The following is a 22,598-nucleotide window of genomic DNA, read 5'->3' as shown; positions in this document are numbered from 1 at the left end:
CGGTACCTCAGGCCCCCTTGGCCGCGGTGCGGACCAGGACGAGGCCGCCGTTCGGACCGGGAACCGCGCCCTTGATGAGCAGCAGACCCTTCTCCGCGTCAACGGCGTGGACGGTCAGGTTCTGGGTGGTGACCCGCTCGTTGCCCATGCGACCCGCCATGCGGAGGCCCTTGAACACACGGCCCGGGGTGGCGCAGCCACCGATGGAGCCGGGAGAGCGGTGCTTGCGCTGGGTGCCGTGACCGGCGCCGAGGCCCTTGAAGTTGTGACGCTTCATGACACCGGCGAAGCCCTTGCCCTTGCTCTTGCCGGTCACGTCCACCTTGACGCCGGCCTCGAAGACCTCGGCGGAGATCTCCTGGCCCAGCGTGTACTCGGAGGCGTCCGCGGTGCGGATCTCGACGAGGTGGCGGCGGGGGGTGACGTCGGCCTTGGCGAAGTGACCCTTGAGGGGCTTGTTCACCTTGCGCGGGTCGATCTCGCCGAAGGCGATCTGGACCGACTCGTAGCCGTCGACATCGTTCGTACGGACCTGGGTCACGACGTTGGGGCCGGCCTTGACGACGGTGACCGGAACAACACGGTTGTTCTCGTCCCACACCTGCGTCATGCCGAGCTTCTCGCCCAGGATTCCCTTGATCTGCTTAGCCATTCTCAGATCACCGGCCCTCAGAGCTTGATCTCGATGTCGACACCGGCCGGGAGGTCGAGTCGCATCAGAGAGTCAACGGTCTTGGGCGTCGGGTCGAGGATGTCGATCAGGCGCTTGTGCGTGCGCATCTCGAAGTGCTCGCGCGAGTCCTTGTACTTGTGCGGCGACTTGATGACGCAGTACACGTTCTTCTCAGTGGGCAGCGGCACCGGGCCCGCGACCGACGCACCAGTGCGCGTCACCGTCTCGACGATCTTCTTCGCCGAGGAATCGATGACCTCGTGGTCGTAGGCCTTGAGCCGGATGCGGATCTTCTGTCCCGCCATGGCTACTCAGTAGTCCTTTGTCTCGTTTAACGCTCTGGAACCCGGTGTTCCGTCACCCGCTCCTCCGACCCACGCGGTCGGGCGTGTCGCGCTTCCGCTGACACAGATGCCCCTTGTTCGAACATCCCCTGTCCGGGAAACACGGCCCATTACTGCAACCGCGGGCCGGGGGCAGAAGCCCACCGGGTGCCTGGCCGGCGCCGCACTGACACTTCCCGAAAGATTCCCGTACGTCCGCCTCAGCGCTGCCTTACGGCAGTTGGGGCGACGAGTACTGTGGGACTCGCTTCCGGTCCTCCCGGCGGGAGGCGCGCAGCATCAACACTCGACCGAGCAACCCCGCTAGTCTGCCATACGGCGCAGCACCTCCGCCAATCGAGCCGGAGAGATTACCCCGAGAGTGACGCAGGTCAAACCCGGGAGCCGCTCCCGCCGTCCGGGGCCTCGCGAGAGGTGGCGTCCGGAAGGTCACCCGAGGTGTCGGGAAACACGAGCTTGGCGCCGCCGCTGATCGCTCCGAGGCACCCCAGCACCAGCGCGTACCGCAGGAACCTCATGCCCCCGTGCCAGTCACGGGGGGCGCCGAAGGCCACCCAGAGACCGAGGGCGATGCCGGCCAGAACCGCCGCCACACCGGTGATACGACTTACTGAAAGATGCATGGACGCATGATCTCCTCCACGATCCGACCGACCAGGACGGTCACTGTGGTCCCTCCTGCTGTCCTCGGGTCTTGAACCATTGGACAGCCGCGTCGTCGGTCCTGGCGGGCGAGCCGTGCAGGCGGTGCATGAGGAGCCAGCGTCCGTCCGGAAGGGCCCCGGCGAAGACCGAGGAGGCGCGGACGGCCCCGTTGTGCCAGGTCAGCGGCCCGGTCTGCCGCCAGGAAGGCGCGGGCTCCCCCAAGGTGCGGTCGGTGACCAGCCTCAGCAGCGTGGCCATCGTGCGTGGCGTCGCCCACAGTCCCCCGGCGGGGAGGATCGCGCCGTCCAGGGTCCACGGGGTGACCTGGCGCCCCAGGAGGCCCCGGCGCACGGATCGGCGCTGGGGAGGCCGCGGGGTCATCGCGCCGGCCGGCAGCCCGAGGGGAGTGAGCACGTGGTCGGTGACGAGCTGCTCGTAGGTACGGCCGGTGGCGGCCGTCAGGGCGGCGCCGAGTATCGCGTAGCCGAGGTTCGAGTACTCCTCCTCCGCGCCCGGCGGGCGGGTGGCCAGGGTGTCCAGCCGAGGGAGGAGGGCGTCGAGGGTGTCCTGCGTGAAGGACCGATAGGGATCACGGGACCGGATCCGGGGCGGCAGACGCGGCAGGCCGGAGGTGTGGCGGGCCAGCTGTTCGAGAGTGATCCCGGTGCCGGTCGCGGCCGGCAGCCAGGTGCCGAGCGGGTCGTCCAGGCCGAGCGCTCCGGCCTTGGCCAACTGCGTGAGGACGGTGCCGGTGACGACCTTCGTCAGCGAGGCCATCTCGGCGAACGCGTCGGGGTCGTGACCGGGAGTCGTGTGGGAGCGGATGCCCTCGCTCGCCAGGACGCAGGTGGCGGTCGTCATCGGGATACCCCTTCGGCCTCGGACGCCTGCGGAACACGGCCGTCGGACGGGCCGGTTCCGGTGCGTCGGGTGTGCGGACGGTCGGCGACACGGACACGCAGGGCGTGAGCCGCGGACAGGGCGCGGTCGAGGAAGGAGGAAAGGAAGACGAGAGCGCAGGCGACCCTCGTCGGCGCGAAGCCCGTCAGACCCATGAACACGGCGAGGGAGACATGGAAGCCGATGGACATCGCGGCGGCCCAGGGACGCGGTGCGGGAGCGACGACGCCGAGTGGGAAGTAGATCATGAACAGCGCCGTCGCGTAGGTGCCCAGGCAGACGATCCGGCCGTTCTCGCACACCAGGCTGGGGACTCCGGGCAGTTCGCATTCCGGTACTCGCATGATGCGGAAGAGCGCGGTGCCGGGCAGGACGATTGGCCGAAACTCTCCCTGGCCCGCCGCTTCGGCGGACCCGCTTCACGACGGGACCGGCTTCGCCCGGGCCCGGTTCACGACGGGACCCCGGGCCACGGTAATCCGCTCGCCCGCCGCCGCCACACGCTCCTACGCTGATCAGGTAAATCGGCTGTCACGGGGGAACGTTCACCATGCGTACGCACTATCCGCGGACCAGGCATCTGCCCTGGTCCCCCGGCGCCACCCCCGACGATCTGCGGGTCACCGACCTGTCCGGCCTGCGCGGCCACGAGGTCGTCGTGACCGAGAAACTCGACGGCGAGAACACGACGCTGTACGCCGACGGCCTGCACGCCCGCTCGCTCGACTCCGCGCACCACCCCTCCCGCACCTGGGTCAAGGCTCTGCAGGCCCGGATCGGCCACGCCGTCCCGGCGGGCTGGCGGGTGTGCGGGGAGAACATGTTCGCCCGCCACTCCCTCCGGTACGACGACCTGGACAGCTGGTTCTACGGCTTCTCGGTGTGGGACGTGGACGGGCGCTGCCTGGACTGGGACCGGACGGTGGTCTTTCTGCGCGGGCTCGGTATCCCCGTGCCGCGCGTGCTGTGGCGGGGAGTGTTCGACGAGCGGGCGCTGCGCGCGCTGCGGCTGGATCTCGGGCGGCAGGAGGGGTACGTCGTCCGGGTCGTGGACGGCTTCGGCGCACAGGAGTTCGGCGCGCGCGTCGCGAAGTGGGTGCGGGCCGGGCACGTACGGACGGACACGCACTGGATGCACGCGGCCGTCGTGGAGAACGGGCTCGGGACGGGAGCCCCGCTCTGGGCCGTGCGCTCCGGCGCGTCCGCGGACGCCGACGCGCTGGCGGAGGCCGTCGGGCTGCCCGGCGAGGGGGACCGGGAGGCCGTCGCCCGCTTCGACCCGGCGGGGCGGACCGGCGACGACCGGCTCATCGGCGTACTGGCCGCGCTGCTGCACCACCACGACCAGGGCGGCCGACGGGCCCGGATCGCGGCTCGGACGGCGGGGGTCGTGGGCATGCCGCTCGCGCGCCGGGTCGCCGACCTCGTGGGACTGCACCCCGCGCTGCACCGGCCCTACCCGGACGAGGACCGCCGGACCGGTCTGGCCCGGCTGTCCCTGGCCGCCGACCTCGGTCTGCTGCACGCGGTCGCCCGCGCCACGGCGGCGACGGACGAGGCACATGAGCAGGTGGAGTGGTCGGCGTTGCACGCCGAGGAGGTCAGGGGCCTGGACGAGGGCGCCTTGCGGGAGGCGTTCGCCGAGCTCTCGCCCGACGCGGCCGTCCGGTGCCGGGCGGAGGCACGGGAGGCGTACGCGCGGGGGCGCATGGGCGGGGGCGGCGGCTCCGGCGCTGTCGAGGAGGCCGTCGCCGCGACCTGGCGCTGGCGGTCGGGCGCCTTTCCGAGGCTGATCCAGCTGGTCGGTCCGGCGGGCAGCGGCAAGAGCACGTTCGCGCGGGGGCTCACGGGCGTGGACGCGTATGTGTCGCTGGACGATCTGCGCGAGGCGCGCGGCGCGCGCGCCGACCAGCGGGCCAACGCGGACGTGCTGCGCGCCGGGCTCGACCGGCTGGACGGGGCACTGGCCGCCGGCGGGACGACGGTGTGGGACGCCACCTCGCTCAACCATCAGCAGCGCTCACTGGTGCACGCGGTCGCCCACCGCCGCAACGCCCTGGTCACCCACGCCGTGGTCTTGGTCGACGAGGACGAGCTGATCCGGCGCAACACCCGCCGCGAGCACCCGGTACCGCCCGAGGTGCTCACCGCCCAGCTGCGCCGCTTCGCCCCGCCGTATCCGGGCGACGCGCACCGCACCTGGTACGTCGGGGCGAGCGGGACCCTAGAGGAAGAGGTCTGAGGAACCGTGCGTACGAGCGACGAGATCTACCACCGGGTGCGTTGGGACGCGCGCTTCGACCCGGCCCGCTTCGTGCTGGGCGTCCTCCAGCGGGGGGCCGCGCCCAAGCGCGTCCCGCTCCCCGCGTTCGTCCCCGGCGGCGAGATCCCGTGGCACCGGGTGCTCTTCTTCGAGGCCGATGGCGAGGTGGTCTGGGACCGGGCCACGGGTGTGGACCGGATCGACGCGACGGAGGCGGGGCGTGTACGGGAGGCTCGCCTGCTCCGGGCGCCGTTCTTCACGGCGCGCACGCCGCACAAGTGGGACGGGGAGGGCTGGGCGCCCGCGCCCCACGAGACCGAGCCCGGCTCCGGCTCCGGCTCCGGCTCCGGCTCCGGCTCCGGCTCCGGCAGTGTGCGGGTGCTGACCTGGAACACCCTGTGGGACCGGTACGACGCCGACCTCGTCGACAGCACCCGGCGCAGGCCGCTGCTGCTGCGGGCCCTGCGCGAGGCCGATGTGGACGTGATCGCGCTGCAGGAGGTCGAGGCGGAGCTGCTGGCCATGCTGCTGCGCGAACCCTGGCTGTGGGCGGGCTGGACGCTGGGGACGGACCCGCGCGGGCGGGATGTGAATGACTGCGGTCTGCTGCTCCTGAGCCGGTTGCCGGTCCGCGAGGCCGCGTTCCACGCGCTGGGCCCGCACAAGGCGGTGACGGCCGTGGTCGTGGAGCAGGCGGCTGTCGGCGTGCGCCCCCTGGTCGTCGCGGCGACGCACCTGAGCAGCGACCACTCCGCCGACGGTGCCGGCCGCCGCGCCGCCGAACTGGCCCGGGTCGCCGAGGGGTTGGCGGGCCTGGACGCCGACCTGGTCCTCCTCGGCGACTTCAACGACGGCGGCGATACCCCGCAGGTGACCCTCGGCATGCGGGACGCGTGGAGCGAGGCGCACGGCTCCGCCGACGCGACCCCGACCTTCGACCCGGCCGCCAACCCGCTGGCCGCGATCTCGTCCCTGTCGGGGCGGGCGTCCCGGCTGGACCGGGTACTGCTGCGCGGGGAGGACCTGCGGGTACGGCGGGCCGAGCTGTACGGGGACGCGCCGACGCCGGAGGGGCTGTTCATCTCGGACCACTACGGAGTGCGGGCCGAGGTGGCGCCGTTCGCCCCGGGCACGGACACCTCCGCGCGCCTCGACGCCCACCCGACGCCCCGTACGGCACTGGCGTGGCTGCCTCCCGAGGAACTGTGGCCTCCGGTGCAGGACATCCGCCGGGAGCACGACCCGCAAATCCATCGCTGGCCGCCCCACGTGAACCTGCTCTTCGGCTTCGTACCGGAACACACCTTCGAGGACGCGGCCTCGGTCCTCGCGACGGCCACGACGGCAACGACGGGCCCGTTCGACGCCAGGCTGGAGGGCGTGCACTGGTTCGGCCACCGGGACGACGCGACGGTGTGGCTCGACCCGGCGGCGGACGGCGGGGAGCCCTGGGCCGCGCTGCACAGCGCTCTCGTTCGCCGCTTCCCGCGCTGCCGGGGCCGCCACGAGGGCTTCACCCCGCACCTGAGCCTGGGCCGCACCACCGACCCGAACGCCCTGGCCGCGGCCTGCGCGGCCCGGCTCTCCCCCATGTCGGTCAGGGTCGGCGAGCTGGCGCTGCTGTCGCGCCGCGGGGACGAGCCGATGCGGGTACGGGGGACGGTGAACCTGGGGACGGGTGAGGTGCGCTGGAGGGACGGGGCGGAGGAGCCGACGCCGTACGGGGCCGGCGGGGAGGGGCTGGGCACGGACGAGGCCGGCGGGGAAGGGCTGGGCACGGACGGGGCCGGCGGGGAGGGGCTCGCCGACGCCGCCGTGGCCGACCGGATCACCCGCCTCGTCGCGGACGCGTTCCCCGACGGCGTCGTCCATGTCGTCGGCTCCCGACGGATGGGCTGCGCGCTGCCCGGAGCCGACCTGGACCTGGTGGCGGCGCTGCCCGACGCGGTCGAACTAGCCACCGTACAGGCGAAGTTGGGCGCGATGACACGCGAGGCCACCGACGCGCGCGAGGTGGTCGGCGCACGCGTACCCGGCCTGCGGCTGCGGCTCGACGGGCTGGAGGTGGACCTGGCCGTCGTGGCCACCGGATCGCTGGACCCGGCGGAGGCGGTGGACCGCCGGGCCGAACTGGGGGAGGCGGCGGCGATCGCGCTCAGCGCGGTGAGCGACGCCGACGCGGTACTCGCCTCGGCGGGCACCCACGGGCCGGCCTTCGCCCGGCTGGCCAGGCAGGTCAAGGCATGGGCGAAGGCCCGGGGCCTGGACTCGGCACCGTTCGGCGGACTGCCGGGCCTGGCCTGGTCCGTCCTGGCGGCCCGCACCGCGAGCGAGGCGGGCGGCCTGCCGTCGGCCGACCTCCTACGGCACTTCTTCGCGACGTGGGCGGCATGGGACTGGCGCGACCCGGTGGGACCCACCACCGGGTCCTCCCAGGCCCTCCCCCTCACCATCGCGACGCCCTCTGCCCCGGTCCGCTCCTGCACGGACCAGGTCACGGAGGGCATGCGCGACCTCATCACCCAAGAGCTGTTCCGGGCTTGGGAGTTGCTGGAGGGGGGGAACGCGTGGGCCGAACTCCTCGCCCCTCCCCCACTCCACCGCCGCCACGCCGCCTGGGCGGTCGTGACGGTGGGTGGAGGCGGAGGCGGAGGCGCGGACGAGGGTGCGGACGCGGGCCGGGTACGGGGCAGGATGCGGGCCCTGATCACCGACCTCGCCGAGGCGGCCCCGGGGTGCCACGCCTGGCCCCGCCCCTTCACCACGGCCCCCGCCCGCTACGCCATCGGCCTGGGCCCGACCCCACCGACCGCCGCCGATCTGACCGCCGTGGCAGAGCGTCGGCTCCGGGGTCTGGCGGGGGTCACGCTCACACGGGCCGAGGGGGGCGAGATCCCGACCCTGTACTGAGACGGTTCAGAGCACGTCGACGTAGTCGGCCGCGCTGGTGGCGACGCCGGTCGTCGAGTTGCCGTAGTACACCCAGCGCCAGGAGCCGTCGGTGGAGGCGGTGACCGTCGTCCTGAGCGCGCCCGTGCTGCTGGTGGTGGCCTTCTTGACCGTCGTGAAGGTGTCGGCGCCCTTGGCGCGGAACTGGAGGCTGACCGTGCGGTCGCCGTAGGCGCCGTACGTCTTGGTGCTCCAGTTCGCCCGGGTCAGCTTGCCCGTGACGGTGATCGCCTTGCCCTTGGCCACCGGCTCGGGCGTGGCGTTGACGGTGGCCTTGGCCGCGCGCTTGAGCTGGACGGTCTGGGACCGGGTCTCGTACTCCTCGGTCTTGAGGCCGCCGTCGGCCTTCCACAGGCGCAGCACGACGGCGGTCTTCCAGGTCGTGGCGTCGTTGTTGGAGTCGACCTGCTTCCGGCTCGGGTGCGGGTCGATGTGGAAGGTGCCCTCGCACCGGGCGTGCTTGGAGTCGGTCTCGAAGCAGGTGTAGATGCCCGGCCCTATGTAGTTGTCCGCGCTCTCGGCGGCCGTCTTCGGGCTGCCGCGGTAGATGAAGGGGTGCGCGGTGTAGCGGAACGGGTCCGCGGTGGTGTAGCCGGCCGGCAGGGCGATCTTGAAGGTGACGGGCGGCCTCACCTCCTTCGACGTGCCGACCACGATCGGCTTGCCCTTGTTGATGACGATGTCCGACACGGTGATGCCGGTGTCCGCCGCGTGGGCCGCCGGCGCGTTCAGCACCGAGAGAGCCAGCGCTCCCGCGATCGTGGCCACCGCGACGGCCCGTCTGCCTGACTTCATTCACACCTCTTCGGAGGATGCCGATATGGGAGGCGGCAGAGTACCAATGACGTGATCATGCCCTGCAAGGTGGTACGAGAGTGACGTCACGGCGATTCCACACGTCAAGCACCCCGGAGAGGGCAAACTGTGCTCCCGATCAGGGACGCACGACAGGGAGTGGAGAAGCCGACGTCATGGTGAAGGTGCGGTTGGAGACCAGCCGGGAGCACGTTGCCGAGCTGGCGCGGCTGCGGGATCCCGTCGGCGCGGTCGAGGAGCTGATCTGGAACAGCGTCGACGCAGACGCCGGGTACGTCGTCGTCACGCTGGAGCGCAACGACCTGGGCGGTGTGGACAGGGTTCGTGTTCAGGACGACGGCAGCGGGATGTCGGCTGAGCACTGCGAGGAGTACTTCCGGCCGATCGGCGCCTCCTGGAAGAAACGCTCGCAGGGGAGCCCGGTGAAGAAGCGTGCCCTGCACGGGAAGAACGGACGCGGCCGGGTACGCGCCTTCGCACTCGGTACCCAGGTGCGCTGGACCAGCGTCAGCGACGCCTTCGGAGGCCGGCAGCAGCTGGTGATAGAGGCGGACCGGCGTTCCATGGACGAGTTCGACATCGGCGACCCGGAACCCACCGACGACCCCACCGGCACGCTCTTCGAGGCGTTCGGCGGAGATGAGCAACTGAACCTCCTGGCCGACGAGCGCGCCAGGTCGTCACTGACCACGGCGTTCGCCACGTACCTGGAGAAGTACCCGGACGTACGCATCGAGTACGACGGCCAGGACCTCGACCCGGCCGCCGAGCAGTCGCACGTGCGCGACTACGTCCTGCCGTCCCCCGCCGACTGGGGCGGCGACCCCGCACGGCTGAAGGTCGTCGAATGGCGCAGGTCCGTCACCCGCGCGCTCTTCCTGTGCGACGGGGAAGGCATGTCGCGGGCGCAGCTCAAGCCTGGCATCCAGGCCCCCGGCTTCGAGTTCACGGCGCATCTCAGCTGGTCCGGCTTCGACGATGTCGACTCCGAGGACCTCGCCTTCACCGAGTGGGCGTCGCACGGACCGCTCGCCGAAGTACTCGCGGCGGCCCGTGACCAGCTCAAGGCCCACTTCCGGGCACGCGTGGACGAACGACGGCGGGAACAGGTCGCGGAATGGCGTCGGGAAGGCATCTACCCGTACGCGGACAATGCCGCCAGCGAGAAGGAGCGAGCGGAACGCGAGACCTTCGACGCCGTCGCCACCACCGTCTTCCGGCATCTGCCGAGGTCCCAGGGGACGCGGCGCACCACCTTCGCCCTGCTCCGGTCCGTCCTCGCGCACGAGCCCTCGGACGTGCTGCGGATCGCGGACGACTTGTTCTCGCTCTCCAAGCAGGAACGAGATGAACTCAACCGGCTTCTGCGGCGTACCACGCTGTCAGCCCTGATCAAGGCGTCCACCGCGGCAGCCAACCGTATCGACTTCCTGGCGGCGCTGGAGCACCTTGTCTTCACGCCGGAAGCGAAGCGACGCGTGACCGAGCGGGACGAACTCCACCGGATTCTGGATGATCAATGCTGGGTGTTCGGCGAAGAGTACGCACTCCATGTCAGCGACCGCAGTCTCAACGTCGTGCTCGCCGAGCACTGCCGACTCCTCGGCCGTGACGCCCCCGCACCGGAACCGGTCCTGCGTGAGGACGGGCGACGCGGCAGGGTCGATCTGATGCTGTCCCGTGCCGCTCGGCACCGGAAAGGCGAACGGCACCATCTGGTCGTCGAGTTGAAGCGCCCCAGCGTTGTCCTGGGGGTGACGGAGTTCGGCCAGATCAACAGCTACGCGGAGGCGGTGATGTCCGACGACCGCTTCTGTGAACCGGCGGTGACGTGGGACTTCTGGCTCGTGGGCAACGCCATGGACAGAACCCTTCGGCAGATGGCCCACCAGATGGACCGTGTCCCAGGGTGCGCCGTCTCCAACCCGCGCTTCCGGATCATGGTGAAGACCTGGGGCGAGATCATCGAGGACTGCCAGGAACGCCTGCGGTTCCACAGCGCGCAGCTGGAGTACCAGTCCTCCACCGAACACGCGATGGACTACCTGGTCCGCAACCACGGCGAGGCGGTCGCGGAACTGGTCGCCGACGGGACGGTTCCCAGCCCTCGAAGTGTCGGTGTCGCCGACGTCACACAGTGACGGTCTGACCGGCCCGCAGTCAGGAGGAGGACGCCGCGGTGCTATAGGGGAGACGTCGTTGTCGATACGGTCCGTGTCGATCACCTGTGCGACGACGCGTCGAACCTGATCTCGAAGCTGGCGCAGGGCAAACGAGTGAGGTACACCTCAGAACACGTCGCTGCGTGGGTTGCCCATCGGTCGGAGGTGCCGTGTGCCAGAGCACGACCGCGCACGAGCGCTGCTCTGGCTCCAGGCGAATGCGGAACAGTTCATCGACTTCGGCGCCCTCGAAGAGCGGGAGCGGTCCGGCCTGTGAGCGATCTCGCCGACGCATTCGCCGTCCGGCGAATGCGTCGGAGCCCGATCGGGCCCCCTGGCCCGGCTACGTCGCCCAGGGTCGCCATCTGTCCGTCTCACGCCGTGCGTCGACCGACCCTGACGGCTCAGCCCCCGGCCGCGTACGACACGAAGTCCGCCCAGGCGGTCGGCGTGAGCGCGAGCTGAGGGAGCCGTATGTCTTTGGAGTCGCGGATGTGGACGGTGCCGGGGGCGTGGGCGATCTCGACGCATGACTCGCCGTTGGTGCCGTCGCTGTAGCTGCTCTTGAACCACGCCAGTTCGGGGGCGTCCTCAGCGGAGGCCTTGCGGATCATGTCTCTCCCAGCAGTTGCTCGATGAAGGCCAGCGACTCCCGCGTCGGGAGAGCTTGCGCCCGGATGGTGCCATACAGCAGCTCGATAACGCGGAGTTGTCGTGGATCGGAGACAGGCCGACCCTGGAAGACACCATCGGCGCGGCCCACTGCCGTACCGTCGTCGAACTTCAGCACCTCGACCCGGCCGTCCAGCCCCGGGTGAGCACCACTGTTGGTCGGCATCACCTGGAGCGTCACATTACGCATCTGGCCCACCTCCAGCAGACGGTGGAGTTGCTGCCGCCACACCATTGTGCCCCCGATTTCGCGCCGCAGCGGGGCCTCTTCCAGCACGAAGGCAATCGAGGGCGCCGGGTCACGGTCGAACACCGCCTGGCGGGCCACACGAGCGGCCACCATCCGCTCCACGTCGTCCGGCGAGTACGCCGGCTTCCATGCCTCGATCAGGGTCCGCGCGTGTTCCGGCGTCTGCAGCAGCCCACTGAGGCTGTTGCAGACGTACACCCCGATCTCAACCGCCTGCCCCTCCAGCTTCCCCAGCTCCCGCACCTTCTTCGGGTACCGGACCTTCTTCACGTCCTCCCAGGTGGCCGAGATGAGCCCGCCCGCCTCCAACACCTCGTCGGACTTGTCCAGGTACTCCGGCCGGGGAATCCGCTTCCCGGCCTCGATCTTGTAGACGAGGTCCTCTCCGTACCCGATCGCCACAGCGAAGTCGGCCACCCGCATGCCTACGGCCTCCCGCCGCAGCTTCAGCTGTCGCCCCACGGTCTCGACGACGGCGACGCCCCAGTCATCGTCGGGGTCCACCTCCCAACCCGGCTCGTCCGTCGCGTCCTTGAGCCCGTCCACGTGCATCGCGCACCTCTCCGCCGTACCGCAGTGACTCAACGCCCCCTACCCGTGCACCGGTTCCGGACAGGCTGGACAGCGCCGGACAAGCCCTGGACAGTAACCGTACGTACCGGCGCAGTCACTGTTCACGGTAAGCACGCACCGCCACGCTGAGTAACGTGAATACGGAAACCGCCGCCCCTGAGGCCGAACCGCACAGCCCCATCCGCAACTTCAGCGTGCGACTGTCCCCCACACCACGCGGAGCCCGTCTCGCCCGCCTGCTGGCGACGGAGCAACTGCGCGCATGGGGGCTGCCGTTGGACCCGGCGCGGCACATCGTCGCCGAGCTGGCGGCCAACTCGGCCACGCACGGTCGGGCGCAGGGCCGCGACTTCGGACTCACGCTCTACGTGGTCGGCGGCACCCTCCGCATCGAGGTCACGGACACGTGTGAACGGCTGCCCACAGCCCAACCCCCCTCCCCGGACTCCCAGTCCGGCCGGGGCCTCCTCCTCGTCGAGGCGCTGGCCGACCGATGGGGCACCGCGCCGGGACTGCCGCCACGTAAGACGGTCTGGGCCGAGGTCACCGTCCGACAGGCACCGGAACCCGCAGATGTGCGCTCCGGTGCGACGGGCGGTCTTTCCCCAAAGGACCCGGGAGAGAAAGAACCCCACCAAACCCCACCCCTCCTCCCGCCCGGCGGGCGGTCTCACCCTCGCGGGTGAACATCGCCGACTCGGCTGGATTCGGAGCCGGTTGATGCCCTTACGCTCAGCGCAGCAGGACCACACAACCGCAGACATGCGACGGCCCTCGCCGGGACGGCAATCCCAGTGCGAGGGCCTGACCACCAAGGAAGTGGACCCTTCCCGATGGATACGCAGCACCCTAGCGCGCCCCCGCGCGCCCGCGCCCGGCTTGCCGACAACAACCACCCGAACCGGCACCCGGACCCTCACTCCGGCGGTGGTCTGATCCACGACCACACCCGCCACAGCACCCGCTTCACGGTGATCGGCAACCACCTCGCCCAGCACCCGGAGCTGTCCCTCCTCGCGATCGGACTGGCGACGCACATCCAGTCGCTGCCGAGGGGCGCCCGCGTCGACATCAAGAGCCTCGCCGCCCGCTTCAAGGAGGGCGCGACCCGGATCGCCGCCGCGCTGCGCGAGCTGGAGACCCACGGCTACCTGCGCCGCGAACGCGTACGCACCCCCACCGGCCGCGTCATCACCCGTACGACCTCCTGCAACCAGCCCGGCCACAGCCGCAGCCACAGCCGCGCGGAGGACGAGCCCGGACGCCCGGCACACGCGCCCCGGCAGAAGAAGGCACCCCGCAAGCCCCTCCCCAGCGTCCCCCAACCCGCCTACCGCTCCCCCACCCTCCTCCAGACCGCCACCGACCTCCTCGCCGACCTGCGCCGCACGGACCCCCGCCTGCTCCTCTCGGCCTGCGACACGGCCCACCTCGCCCCGGGGGTCGCCGCCTGGCTGGAGCGCGACCTCACCCCCACCGCCGTTCGCCACGCCCTGACCGGCGGCCTCCCGAACGAACCGCTCCACCGCCCGGCCGCCCTCCTGGCCCACCGGCTCACGGACCGGCTGCCGCCCCTGCCGCCGTTCCGGGCGCCCGCGTCCCCGCCTGCCCCTACCGTCCAGTACCCCATGACGAACTGCGACGGCTGCGACCGCGGCTTCCGGGGACCGAAGGGCAGCCGTTGCCGCGACTGCGGGCCCGACCCCATGCCCGACCTGATGCCCGACCTCATGGAGGCCACCTAGCATGAACGTGACGATCCTTGCCCACGGGCCCAGACGAGGAGCGAGCGCCATGACCATCGCCCCGGACGACGCGCAACACGGCGCCCCCCACATCTACCGAGCCATGCGGGACTTCGTTCAGTCGATGGACGACACCCTCCCCGGGAAATTCGAGATCACCAAGGAAGGGATCGTCCACGACATGATGGCGCCCGTCGGCCCGCACGAGCTGACCACGCTGCATCTCCGGAAGCGCCTTGAAAAGGTCATGCCGGAAGAGCTGGTCGCTCACACAGGGACGCCTGACGTAGAGGCAGAACCCGAGGGCATCATGCGCCACCCCGACGTCATGGTGATCGCCTGGGCGGACATGGACGTCCCGGGCTCCTTCGACCCACGGACGCTCATCGCCGCTATCGAAGTCGTCTCCCGCTCCAACCCCGACAACGACTGGGTCGCCAAGATGCGCGACTACCCGCTGCTCGGCATCCCCGTCTACGCCGTCTTCGACCCCCGCACCGGCACAGGCGCCGTCCTCACCGACATCCACGCCACCCCGGACGGCCCGCGCTACGCCACCCGCAAGGACTTCGTCTACGGCGAGGACGTCACCATCGCCGACTGGACCATCTCCACGGAGAACCTGCCCCGCTACCCGGACAAGGGCTGAGGGCGACGCCGGTCACCTCCCGGCCGCCAGCCCCTCCCGCAGCGCCCCGTACGCCGGCTTCCGGACGTACGTCTCGTCCATCGGCGTCGCCGAGCCCTGGCCCTCGAAGACGCCCGGCACCCAGGAGTACTTGTCCGTGAAGCCCCACACGGTGAAGGACCTGCAGCTCCGGGCGCCCAGACAGGCGTCCAGCAGGCGGCGGTAGTAACTCGCCTGGGTGGCCTGCTTCGTCTCGTCCACCGGCAGGATCATCCGCACGTCCACCTCCGTGAACGCCGTCTGCATGCCCAGCGCCTCGAAGCGGGCCAGATTCTCCGCCACCTGCCCCGGGAATCCGTACTGGATCGCGAGGTGCCCCTGGATGCCGAAGCCCTGGACGGGTACGCCCTCCGCACGCAACCGCTTCGCCAGTTCGTAGTACGCCGTGGACTTCGCGTTGACGCCCTCCACGTTGTAGTCGTTGAGGAAGAGCTTCGCCTTCGGGTCCGCGGCATGGGCCCAGCGGAAGGCGTCCGCGATGTACGAGGGGCCCAGCTGCTGCAACCAGAGGGAGTTCCGCAGGCTGCCGTCCTCCTCGAAGACCTCGTTCACCACGTCCCACTGCTGGATCTTCCCCTTGTACCGCTTCACCTCCGTAGTGATGTGTTTCCGCAGAATGCCCCGCAGCTCCGCCGGGCCGATCGACCCGTCCGCCACCCCCGAGGTCAGCCAGCCCGGCAGCTGGCTGTGCCAGACGAGGGTGTGACCTCGGACGACCTGGCCGTGGGCGCGGGCGTGGCGGACGAGGTCGTCGGCCGGCTTCCAGTCGTAGACGCCCCTCTGCGGCTCCACCGACTCCCACTTCATGACGTTCTCGGCGGTCACGGAATCGAACTCGCGGGCGGTCGTCCTGCGGTACGTCGTGTCGTCCGCGAGCGCCGCCATGTCGACGGCCGTGCCGATGCGTACGCCGGCCCGGTCGGCGAGCGCCCTCAAGGACGGGCCGGACGAGCCGGACCGGTCGTGCGCCGAGGCCGGTTGCACGGCCACCGCCGTGGACAGCAGCGCCCCGGCGACCAGCGCGAGCACGGGCATGCGGAAGCGGTTCGTGTGCCTCTTCATGTGCGGGTCCCTTCTCGGATCCGTTCTCAGACGCGGCGGGACTCCAGCGGCCCCAGATACGTCGGCGTCAGCCCACCCGTGTCGATCACCAGGCGCTGCAGCACCACCGTCGGGTCGACCATCCAGAACGTCAGCCGGTGCACTCCGGGCCCGGCGATCGCGTGTCTGGTGGCCGTCCTGTTCACGTTGTCCGAGGTGTTGCGCGCCCACTGCCTGTTCATGAGCCCGTCGTCGGCGCCGGTGGCGGCGTTGATGTCGACGACCTGCGGAGCCCCCGAGCCGAAGGACACGGCATAGCGCAGCCCGCCCGTGGCCGGCGCCGGGTTCCGTGGCGAGACGTACGCCCAGACCGTCACCTCGTCCACGGCCGACAGGACACTGACCTCGTACTCCAGGCGCGGCCCCACCCCACCCGGCGTCTGCCGAGCCGCCGTCACCGGCCACGGTGTGACCCCCGCCCCCGTACGCCCGATCCGCTCGATCCGGCGCCAGCGCACCCGCCCGTCGGCCGACCCCACTGCCCGCGCGTAGTGCGCCGCGTCGATCGCCACGTACCCGCCCGCCTCGACGAACCCGCGCAACTGCCGCGCCTCCCGCGCCGACGGCTTCTGCGCGACGGCCTTCACGGTGACCGAGGCCCCGGCCCCGCTCACCGTCAACGAAGCCTCCGCACCCCCCGCCGGCACCCGCCCCCAGTCCACCCGGACCCCGACCCGCACCTGCTCCTCGACCCGCCCCCGCGACCGCTCCACCACCAGCCACGGCGCCGACGACTCGATCCGGTACGAGAAGGGCGTACGCCCCCGGTTGAAGATCTCCACGTACTGCTGAGGCCTGGTCTGGTGAGGGCTGAACACCGGAAGCACCGCCGCCGCGGTGGACCGGGGCCACCACTCCCCCGAGTCGTCCGCCCCGTCGACCGTCACCCCCAGCTCCGCGGCCCGCGGCACCTCGATCCGCCGCACCTTGGGGAAGATCTCGTCCGGCAGCGCCACGTTGTTCCGCTCCGGCTGCTGCCAGCCCGCGTTCGGCCCGTAGCGCTCGACGTCCCCGTATCCGATGTGCGGCTGGGTCTGGAAGCCCCGCCATTTCCCGCCCGCCACCTCGGAGTTGAAGCGGTCGGCCAACGCGAAGTCCCGCTCAAGCCCCGCCTCCGCGGCCTCCGCCCGGCCGTTCGTCGCCGCCCTTCCCTGTCCGGCGTAGAGCAGATTCTGGAACTCGGCCTCCCGCAACCCGTACAGGTTCGCCGTGGCCAGCACCGCGTACCCCACCAGCTCGAACCACGCGTCCTGAACGGCCGCGGGAAGCCGCTTCCCCACCCGCTCGGCGCGCTTCGCCAGGGCCCGCCACTCCTCCGTGACCCGCTCCAGCTCCCGGTGGCCGAAGAAGAAGGGCGTCTCCTGGTCGTCGTAGACGATCGCGCGCTCGCCCGTCGCCGGATCCGTCGGGTCCTTCGAGGTGTCCAGGGTGATCCGGCGGTTCAGCAACTCGGGCTTCCGGCGGGCCTGGAGCTGCCCGTACGCGCTCAGCACCTCGGCGATCTCCGAGGCGATGTCCGACGAGGCCCCCGGCCCACCGCCCCCGAAGTTCTGCCGCGCGAACCCCCGCTCCCACTCCTCCAGGTCCGCCAGGTCCTCCAGCCCCCAACGCTCCGGATTCCAGGCGTGGTTCAGGAAGAACTCGGTGGGCAGCTCGTTCCCCTTCAGGTCGCCGACGTTCACCACCCACAGCCCGTGGTTCCCGTACGCGTCCGCCTCGTGCAGCTGCTCCCACAGGTTCGCGAGGTTCGCCGTGTCGACCCACTTGTAGTTGCGCCCGACGCCGACGTAGTCGAAGTGGTAGTACAACCCGTAGCCCCCAGGTCGTACGGGCTCCCCCGGATCGGGATGCCTACGGATGTTCCCCCAGTTGTCGTCCGTGAGGACGACCGTGACGTCGTCCGGCGCCCGCAGCCCCCGGTCCCAGTACCGCTGGACCTCCTTGTACAGGGTCCACACCTGCGGGGTCTCCTCCGCCGGCCGGCCGGTCACCTCGGCGATGATGCCCCGCTGGGTCGTGATGATCTCCCGCATCAGCTCGATGCCGTCGCCGTCGGGGAGGCTCGTGTCGCCGTTCCCCCGCATCCCCAGCGTGACGACGCCCTCGAAGTCCTCGTCGACCATGCGCCGGATACCGTCCCGCCAGTACGCCCGGATGGCCTCGGCGTTGCGCCGGTACGACCACTCCCCCGTGCCCCCGTAGGGGTCCCGCCCGGGGGTCACGATGTTCCCCGCGCCGTCCCGCACCGCGGGTACCGCGTGCCGGTTCCACTCCTCGATCCCCCGCATCATGGGCGCCTCATGGGACGTGCCCATGACAATCCCGTACTCCTTCGCCCGCGCGTGGTTCTCCGGATCGTCCTCGGCGAAGGCCCGGCCCCACACGGCCGGCCAGACGTAGTTCCCCTTCAGCCGCAGCAGCGCCTCGAAGACCTTCGCCCAGAAGTCCGCGTTGAAGCCCCCGGGATGCCCCGGCGCCTTCCCCGGCCCGAAGTACGCCGGCGCCCACGTCCCGAGCGCCGGGTTCTCGTCGTTGATGAAGACGCCCCGGTACTTCACGGCCGGCGTCCCCTGGCTGAAGCGGCCCGGCCGCACGTACACCGCGTCCCGGTGGACCGGCGGCACGTCGTCCCACCAGTACCAGGGCGAGACACCGAGCCCGTACGAGACGTCGTACGCCCCGAAGATCGTGCCGCGCGGATCGCTGCCCGCGACGACGAAGGCCCGCTCCACCCCGGGCATCGGCCGCTCGACGACCGTCTGCAGCGACGTCTCCCACCTCCCCCGCACCCCGCCGACGTCGAGCTTCCCGGCGGCGATCAGCCCGTCGATCAACGGGCTGCGGCCGATGGTCCCCACCAGCACGACCTCGGACGCCATCGCGCTCCCCGGCCGTACACCCGTCACCCGCTCGATGTCGTCCCGCAGATCCCCCGCGACCCGTACGACTCCGGGGTGATCCTCGGGGCTGACCACGACCGGGGCGCCGACCAGTGAGAACGCGCCCGCCACGGGGGAGAAGGAGAGGTACGCCCCCGAGTCCGTGATCCGCACAGCCCCGGCGCCATCTGTGGCCCCCGCATCCCCGACCCCCATCGACAGCACCGGCACAGCGGCGATCCCCGCCCCCAGCACACCCCTGCGGCTGACGCCTCCAGACATGCCACACCCCTCCACCCCGTATTTGGTCAGCGGCATGACAAATAGTGAAGGGAGTGACCGGCGTGGGGAACGGGTCGTGAGCGTCGAATAGTTTCGTAGACGGCGAAGAGGCCCGTACGACCGAAGTCGTACGGGCCTCCCCAGAGTCCTACCGGGTCAGCTCAAGATCACTTCGTGATCTTGATGACCTGGCCGGCGCCCACGGTCCGGCCACCCTCACGGATGGCGAACTTCAGGCCCTCTTCCATGGCGATGGGCTGAATGAGCTCAACCTTCATCTCCGTGTTGTCGCCGGGCATGACCATCTCGGTGCCCTCGGGGAGGGTCACCACGCCGGTCACGTCCGTCGTACGGAAGTAGAACTGCGGGCGGTAGTTGTTGAAGAACGGCGTGTGGCGGCCACCCTCGTCCTTGGACAGGATGTAGGCCTGGGCCTCGAACTCGGTGTGCGGCGTGACCGAACCGGGCTTGATGATGACCTGGCCGCGCTCGACGTCCTCGCGCTTGATGCCACGGAGGAGCAGACCGACGTTCTCACCGGCCTGGCCCTCGTCGAGCAGCTTGCGGAACATCTCGATGCCGGTGACCGTGGTGGTGGTCTTGTCCTGCTTGATACCGACGATGTCGACGGTCTCGTTGACCTTGAGGATGCCACGCTCGATACGACCGGTGACGACGGTGCCACGACCGGTGATCGTGAAGACGTCCTCGATCGGCATCAGGAACGGCTTGTCGACGTCACGCTCGGGCTGCGGGATGTTCTCGTCGACGGCCTTCATCAGGTCGAGGACGGACTGGCCCCACTCCTTGTCACCCTCAAGGGCCTTGAGCGCCGAGACCTTGACGACCGGCAGGTCGTCGCCCGGGAACTCGTACTCGGAGAGCAGCTCACGAACCTCGAGCTCGACGAGCTCCAGGATCTCCTCGTCGTCCACCATGTCGGCCTTGTTCAGGGCGACGACGATGTACGGAACGCCGACCTGGCGGGCCAGGAGCACGTGCTCCTTGGTCTGCGGCATCGGGCCGTCGGTGGCGGCGACAACGAGGATGGCGCCGTCCATCTGCGCCGCACCCGTGATCATGTTCTTGATGTAGTCCGCGTGACCGGGGCAGTCGACGTGGGCGTAGTGACGGGTCTCCGTCTGGTACTCGACGTGCGCGATCGAGATCGTGATACCGCGCTGACGCTCCTCGGGAGCCTTGTCGATCTGGTCGAAGGCCGAGGCCTCGTTCAGGTCCGGGAACGCGTCGTGCAGCACCTTGGTAATGGCGGCCGTGAGGGTCGTCTTACCGTGGTCGATGTGACCGATGGTGCCGATGTTGACGTGCGGCTTAGTCCGCTCGAACTTCGCCTTCGCCACTGGGGTCCTCCTGGGAGTGGTTCTGGTACGCCTTACTGCGTCGGCGCCAGGTGATCTTTGCTGGAAAGTCCGGGTCCTTGGGCAAACACCCGTGTTCGCGGGTGTTTGCCCCCTGAGGCTCCGGAGTCAAGCCTAAAGCGTGTGGACGCGGTGCGTTACTCGCCCTTGGCCTTCGCGATGATCTCCTCGGCGACGTTCCGCGGAACCTCGGCGTAGGAGTCGAACTGCATCGAGTAGCTTGCGCGACCCGAGGTCTTGCTGCGGAGGTCTCCGACGTAGCCGAACATCTCCGAGAGGGGCACGAGGCCCTTCACGACGCGGGCACCGGCCCGCTCCTCCATGGCCTGGATCTGACCACGGCGGGAGTTGATGTCGCCGATGACCTCACCCATGTAGTCCTCGGGCGTGGTGACCTCGACGGCCATCATCGGCTCAAGGAGCACGGGGGACGCCTTGCGCGCGGCCTCCTTGAAGGCCTGCGAACCGGCGATCTTGAAGGCGAGCTCGGAGGAGTCGACCTCGTGGTAGCCACCGTCGAGAAGAATGACGCGGACGCCCGTCATCTCGTAGCCCGCGAGGATGCCGAACTGCATGGCCTCCTGCGCACCGGCGTCCACCGAAGGGATGTACTCCTTCGGGATACGGCCACCGGTGACCTTGTTCACGAACTCGTACGAGGCGTCGCCGCCCTCGATCGGCTCGATCGCGATCTGCACCTTGGCGAACTGGCCGGTACCACCAGTCTGCTTCTTGTGCGTGTAGTCGACGCGCTCGACGGCCTTACGGATCGTCTCACGGTAGGCGACCTGCGGCTTGCCGACGTTGGCCTCGACCTTGAACTCACGGCGCATACGGTCGACCAGCACCTCGAGGTGCAGCTCGCCCATACCACCGATGATGGTCTGGCCCGTCTCCTCGTCCGAGTGGACCTGGAAGGAGGGGTCCTCCTCCGCGAGACGCTGGATGGCGACACCCAGCTTCTCCTGGTCACCCTTGGACTTGGGCTCGATGGCGACCTGGATGACCGGCGCCGGGAAGTCCATGGACTCCAGGATCACCGGCTGCTTGTCGTCGCTCAGCGTCTCACCGGTGGTGGTCTGCTTGAGGCCCATGACGGCGACGATGTCGCCGGCGCCCACCGACTCGATCTCCTCACGCTTGTTCGCGTGCATACGGTAGATCTTGCCGATGCGCTCCTTCTTGCCCTTGACGGAGTTCAGCACGGCGGTGCCGGACTCCAGGCGACCGGAGTAGATCCGGACGAAGGTGAGCTTACCGAGGTGCGGGTCGCTCATGATCTTGAACGCCAGCGCCGACAGCGGCTCGTCGTCGGACGGCTTGCGCTTGACGACCAGCTCCGGGTCCTTCACGTCGTGGCCCTCGATGGCCTCGACGTCGAGCGGGGTCGGCAGGTAGCGCACGACCGCGTCGAGCAGGGGCTGGACGCCCTTGTTCTTGAACGCGGTGCCACAGAACACCGGGGTGACGGTGACGCCGTCGGACTTGCCGGACGCGATGGTGATGCGACGGATCGCGGCGTACAGCTGCTCCTCGGTGGGCTCCTGGCCCTCCAGGAACAGCTCCATGATCTCGTCGTCGTTCTCCGCGACGGCCTCGACCAGCTTGCCGCGGTACTCCTCGGCAGCCTCGGTGTGCGTGGCCGGGATGTCGACGACGTCGTACATCTCGCCCTTGGCGGCCTCGGCGGACCACACGAGCGCCTTCATGCGGACCAGGTCCACAACGCCCTTGAAGTCCATCTCGGCGCCGATCGGCAGCTGCATGACGAGCGGGACGGCGCCCAGGCGGCTGGAGATCATGTCCACACAGCGGTGGAACTCCGCGCCGGTACGGTCCAGCTTGTTCACGAAGCAGATGCGCGGCACGCCGTAGCGGTCGGCCTGACGCCACACCGTCTCGGACTGCGGCTCGACACCGGCGACACCGTCGAACACCGTGACGGCACCGTCGAGCACGCGGAGCGAACGCTCCACCTCGACCGTGAAGTCGACGTGACCCGGGGTGTCGATGATGTTGATCGTGTAGTCGTTGTCCTCGAGCGGCCAGTGACAGGTGGTGGCAGCAGAGGTGATCGTGATGCCACGCTCCTGCTCCTGCTCCATCCAGTCCATGGTGGCAGCGCCGTCGTGGACCTCACCGATCTTGTAGCTGACGCCGGTGTAGAAGAGGATCCGCTCGGTGGTGGTCGTCTTGCCCGCGTCGATGTGGGCCATGATCCCGATGTTGCGGACCCTGGCCAGGTCAAGTGAAGTGGTAGCCATAAGGCTTCGGTCT

The 22,598-nt window shown here is 70.0% G+C and carries 18 protein-coding genes; 6 read left to right on the top strand and 12 right to left on the bottom strand.

The window, feature by feature from the left end; genetic code table 11:
• Positions 1–7 precede the first annotated feature (7 nt).
• From rplC to OG272_RS30100, 5 genes are all read right to left on the bottom strand, one after another.
• Positions 8–652, bottom strand: coding sequence for a 50S ribosomal protein L3 (rplC, locus tag OG272_RS30120; RefSeq protein WP_005481233.1), 645 nt, complete (start codon positions 650–652; stop codon positions 8–10).
• 17 nt (positions 653–669) lie between these two features.
• Positions 670–978: a 30S ribosomal protein S10 gene (gene rpsJ / locus OG272_RS30115; protein ID WP_003948644.1), complete on the bottom strand. Its 309-nt coding sequence runs from the start codon at positions 976–978 to the stop codon at positions 670–672.
• Positions 979–1,388: 410 nt separating this feature from the next.
• The gene (locus tag OG272_RS30110; protein ID WP_327728169.1) at positions 1,389–1,640 is read right to left on the bottom strand and encodes a hypothetical protein; all 252 of its coding nucleotides are present in this window, start codon (positions 1,638–1,640) and stop codon (positions 1,389–1,391) included.
• Positions 1,641–1,680: 40 nt separating this feature from the next.
• Positions 1,681–2,523, bottom strand: coding sequence for a serine hydrolase domain-containing protein (locus OG272_RS30105; RefSeq protein ID WP_327728170.1), 843 nt, complete (start codon positions 2,521–2,523; stop codon positions 1,681–1,683).
• Entirely contained in the window at positions 2,520–2,906 is a 387-nt protein-coding gene (locus OG272_RS30100; protein WP_327728171.1) for a hypothetical protein, read from the bottom strand. The genes OG272_RS30105 and OG272_RS30100 overlap by 4 nt, the downstream gene beginning before the upstream one ends.
• Before the next feature lie 206 nt (positions 2,907–3,112).
• On the opposite strand from OG272_RS30100, the gene OG272_RS30095 reads away from it, so the two are divergent.
• The gene (locus tag OG272_RS30095; protein WP_405895265.1) at positions 3,113–4,804 is read left to right on the top strand and encodes an RNA ligase family protein; all 1,692 of its coding nucleotides are present in this window, start codon (positions 3,113–3,115) and stop codon (positions 4,802–4,804) included.
• Between the two features lie 6 nt (positions 4,805–4,810).
• Positions 4,811–7,735, top strand: coding sequence for a poly(A) polymerase (locus OG272_RS30090; protein ID WP_405895264.1), 2,925 nt, complete (start codon positions 4,811–4,813; stop codon positions 7,733–7,735).
• A 6-nt stretch (positions 7,736–7,741) separates the two neighbouring features.
• Here OG272_RS30090 and OG272_RS30085 read toward each other — a convergent pair whose 3' ends face one another.
• Entirely contained in the window at positions 7,742–8,569 is an 828-nt protein-coding gene (locus OG272_RS30085; RefSeq protein WP_328223891.1) for a hypothetical protein, read from the bottom strand.
• 176 nt (positions 8,570–8,745) lie between these two features.
• Here OG272_RS30085 and OG272_RS30080 point away from each other — a divergent pair, with 176 nt between their 5' ends.
• A complete protein-coding gene (locus OG272_RS30080) occupies positions 8,746–10,731 on the top strand; it encodes an ATP-binding protein (protein WP_327728175.1) in 1,986 nt (661 codons plus the stop codon).
• 425 nt (positions 10,732–11,156) lie between these two features.
• On the opposite strand, the gene OG272_RS30075 is transcribed toward OG272_RS30080, so the two are convergent.
• Both OG272_RS30075 and OG272_RS30070 read right to left on the bottom strand, forming a co-directional pair.
• Positions 11,157–11,366: a DUF397 domain-containing protein gene (locus OG272_RS30075; RefSeq protein ID WP_326578752.1), complete on the bottom strand. Its 210-nt coding sequence runs from the start codon at positions 11,364–11,366 to the stop codon at positions 11,157–11,159.
• Positions 11,363–12,226 (bottom strand): helix-turn-helix transcriptional regulator, encoded by an 864-nt coding sequence (locus tag OG272_RS30070; RefSeq protein WP_326578754.1) that lies wholly within the window; start codon positions 12,224–12,226, stop codon positions 11,363–11,365. Before OG272_RS30070 ends, OG272_RS30075 begins: the two co-directional genes overlap by 4 nt.
• Before the next feature lie 155 nt (positions 12,227–12,381).
• On the opposite strand from OG272_RS30070, the gene OG272_RS30065 reads away from it, so the two are divergent.
• The 3 genes from OG272_RS30065 to OG272_RS30055 all read left to right on the top strand — a co-directional run bounded on the left by OG272_RS30065 (position 12,382) and on the right by OG272_RS30055 (position 14,641).
• The gene (locus OG272_RS30065) at positions 12,382–12,933 is read left to right on the top strand and encodes an ATP-binding protein (protein WP_326578756.1); all 552 of its coding nucleotides are present in this window, start codon (positions 12,382–12,384) and stop codon (positions 12,931–12,933) included.
• Positions 12,934–13,080: 147 nt separating this feature from the next.
• Positions 13,081–13,992, top strand: a complete 912-nt coding sequence (locus tag OG272_RS30060; RefSeq protein ID WP_326578758.1) for a helix-turn-helix domain-containing protein — start codon at positions 13,081–13,083, stop codon at positions 13,990–13,992.
• 49 nt (positions 13,993–14,041) lie between these two features.
• Complete coding sequence (locus OG272_RS30055; protein ID WP_326578760.1) at positions 14,042–14,641, top strand: Uma2 family endonuclease; 600 nt, start codon at positions 14,042–14,044, stop codon at positions 14,639–14,641.
• Between the two features lie 12 nt (positions 14,642–14,653).
• Here OG272_RS30055 and OG272_RS30050 read toward each other — a convergent pair whose 3' ends face one another.
• The 4 genes from OG272_RS30050 to fusA all read right to left on the bottom strand — a co-directional run bounded on the left by OG272_RS30050 (position 14,654) and on the right by fusA (position 22,585).
• Entirely contained in the window at positions 14,654–15,742 is a 1,089-nt protein-coding gene (locus OG272_RS30050) for an endo-1,4-beta-xylanase (RefSeq protein ID WP_405895263.1), read from the bottom strand.
• A gap of 26 nt (positions 15,743–15,768) precedes the next feature.
• Positions 15,769–18,942 carry a glycosyl hydrolase 115 family protein gene (locus OG272_RS30045; protein WP_405895262.1) on the bottom strand — a complete coding sequence of 1,058 codons (3,174 nt, stop codon included), beginning with the start codon at positions 18,940–18,942 and terminating at the stop codon, positions 15,769–15,771.
• 167 nt (positions 18,943–19,109) lie between these two features.
• Positions 19,110–20,303, bottom strand: a complete 1,194-nt coding sequence (gene tuf / locus OG272_RS30040) for an elongation factor Tu (protein ID WP_327728180.1) — start codon at positions 20,301–20,303, stop codon at positions 19,110–19,112.
• A 155-nt stretch (positions 20,304–20,458) separates the two neighbouring features.
• Complete coding sequence (fusA, locus tag OG272_RS30035) at positions 20,459–22,585, bottom strand: elongation factor G (RefSeq protein WP_326578767.1); 2,127 nt, start codon at positions 22,583–22,585, stop codon at positions 20,459–20,461.
• Positions 22,586–22,598: the final 13 nt, after the last annotated feature.

Source organism: Streptomyces sp. NBC_00104, from assembly GCF_045160825.1.
Taxonomy (GTDB): domain Bacteria; phylum Actinomycetota; class Actinomycetes; order Streptomycetales; family Streptomycetaceae; genus Streptomyces.
The sequence above is the reverse complement of the archived record's forward strand: the minus strand, read 5'-3'. Positions and strand labels throughout refer to the sequence as shown.

Bases quoted from the DNA above. Each gene is read 5' to 3' on its own strand.
- OG272_RS30045 (WP_405895262.1), bottom strand. From the start codon at position 18,942: ATGTCTGGAGGCGTCAGCCGCAGGGGTGTGCTGGGGGCGGGGATCGCC.
- OG272_RS30070 (WP_326578754.1), bottom strand. From the start codon at position 12,226: ATGCACGTGGACGGGCTCAAGGACGCGACGGACGAGCCGGGTTGGGAG.
- rpsJ (WP_003948644.1), bottom strand. From the start codon at position 978: ATGGCGGGACAGAAGATCCGCATCCGGCTCAAGGCCTACGACCACGAG.
- OG272_RS30060 (WP_326578758.1), top strand. From the start codon at position 13,081: ATGGATACGCAGCACCCTAGCGCGCCCCCGCGCGCCCGCGCCCGGCTT.
- rplC (WP_005481233.1), bottom strand. From the start codon at position 652: ATGGCTAAGCAGATCAAGGGAATCCTGGGCGAGAAGCTCGGCATGACG.
- OG272_RS30110 (WP_327728169.1), bottom strand. From the start codon at position 1,640: ATGCATCTTTCAGTAAGTCGTATCACCGGTGTGGCGGCGGTTCTGGCC.
- OG272_RS30100 (WP_327728171.1), bottom strand. From the start codon at position 2,906: ATGCGAGTACCGGAATGCGAACTGCCCGGAGTCCCCAGCCTGGTGTGC.
- fusA (WP_326578767.1), bottom strand. From the start codon at position 22,585: ATGGCTACCACTTCACTTGACCTGGCCAGGGTCCGCAACATCGGGATC.
- OG272_RS30050 (WP_405895263.1), bottom strand. From the start codon at position 15,742: ATGAAGAGGCACACGAACCGCTTCCGCATGCCCGTGCTCGCGCTGGTC.
- OG272_RS30055 (WP_326578760.1), top strand. From the start codon at position 14,042: ATGACCATCGCCCCGGACGACGCGCAACACGGCGCCCCCCACATCTAC.
- OG272_RS30075 (WP_326578752.1), bottom strand. From the start codon at position 11,366: ATGATCCGCAAGGCCTCCGCTGAGGACGCCCCCGAACTGGCGTGGTTC.
- OG272_RS30085 (WP_328223891.1), bottom strand. From the start codon at position 8,569: ATGAAGTCAGGCAGACGGGCCGTCGCGGTGGCCACGATCGCGGGAGCG.
- OG272_RS30105 (WP_327728170.1), bottom strand. From the start codon at position 2,523: ATGACGACCGCCACCTGCGTCCTGGCGAGCGAGGGCATCCGCTCCCAC.
- OG272_RS30095 (WP_405895265.1), top strand. From the start codon at position 3,113: ATGCGTACGCACTATCCGCGGACCAGGCATCTGCCCTGGTCCCCCGGC.
- OG272_RS30080 (WP_327728175.1), top strand. From the start codon at position 8,746: ATGGTGAAGGTGCGGTTGGAGACCAGCCGGGAGCACGTTGCCGAGCTG.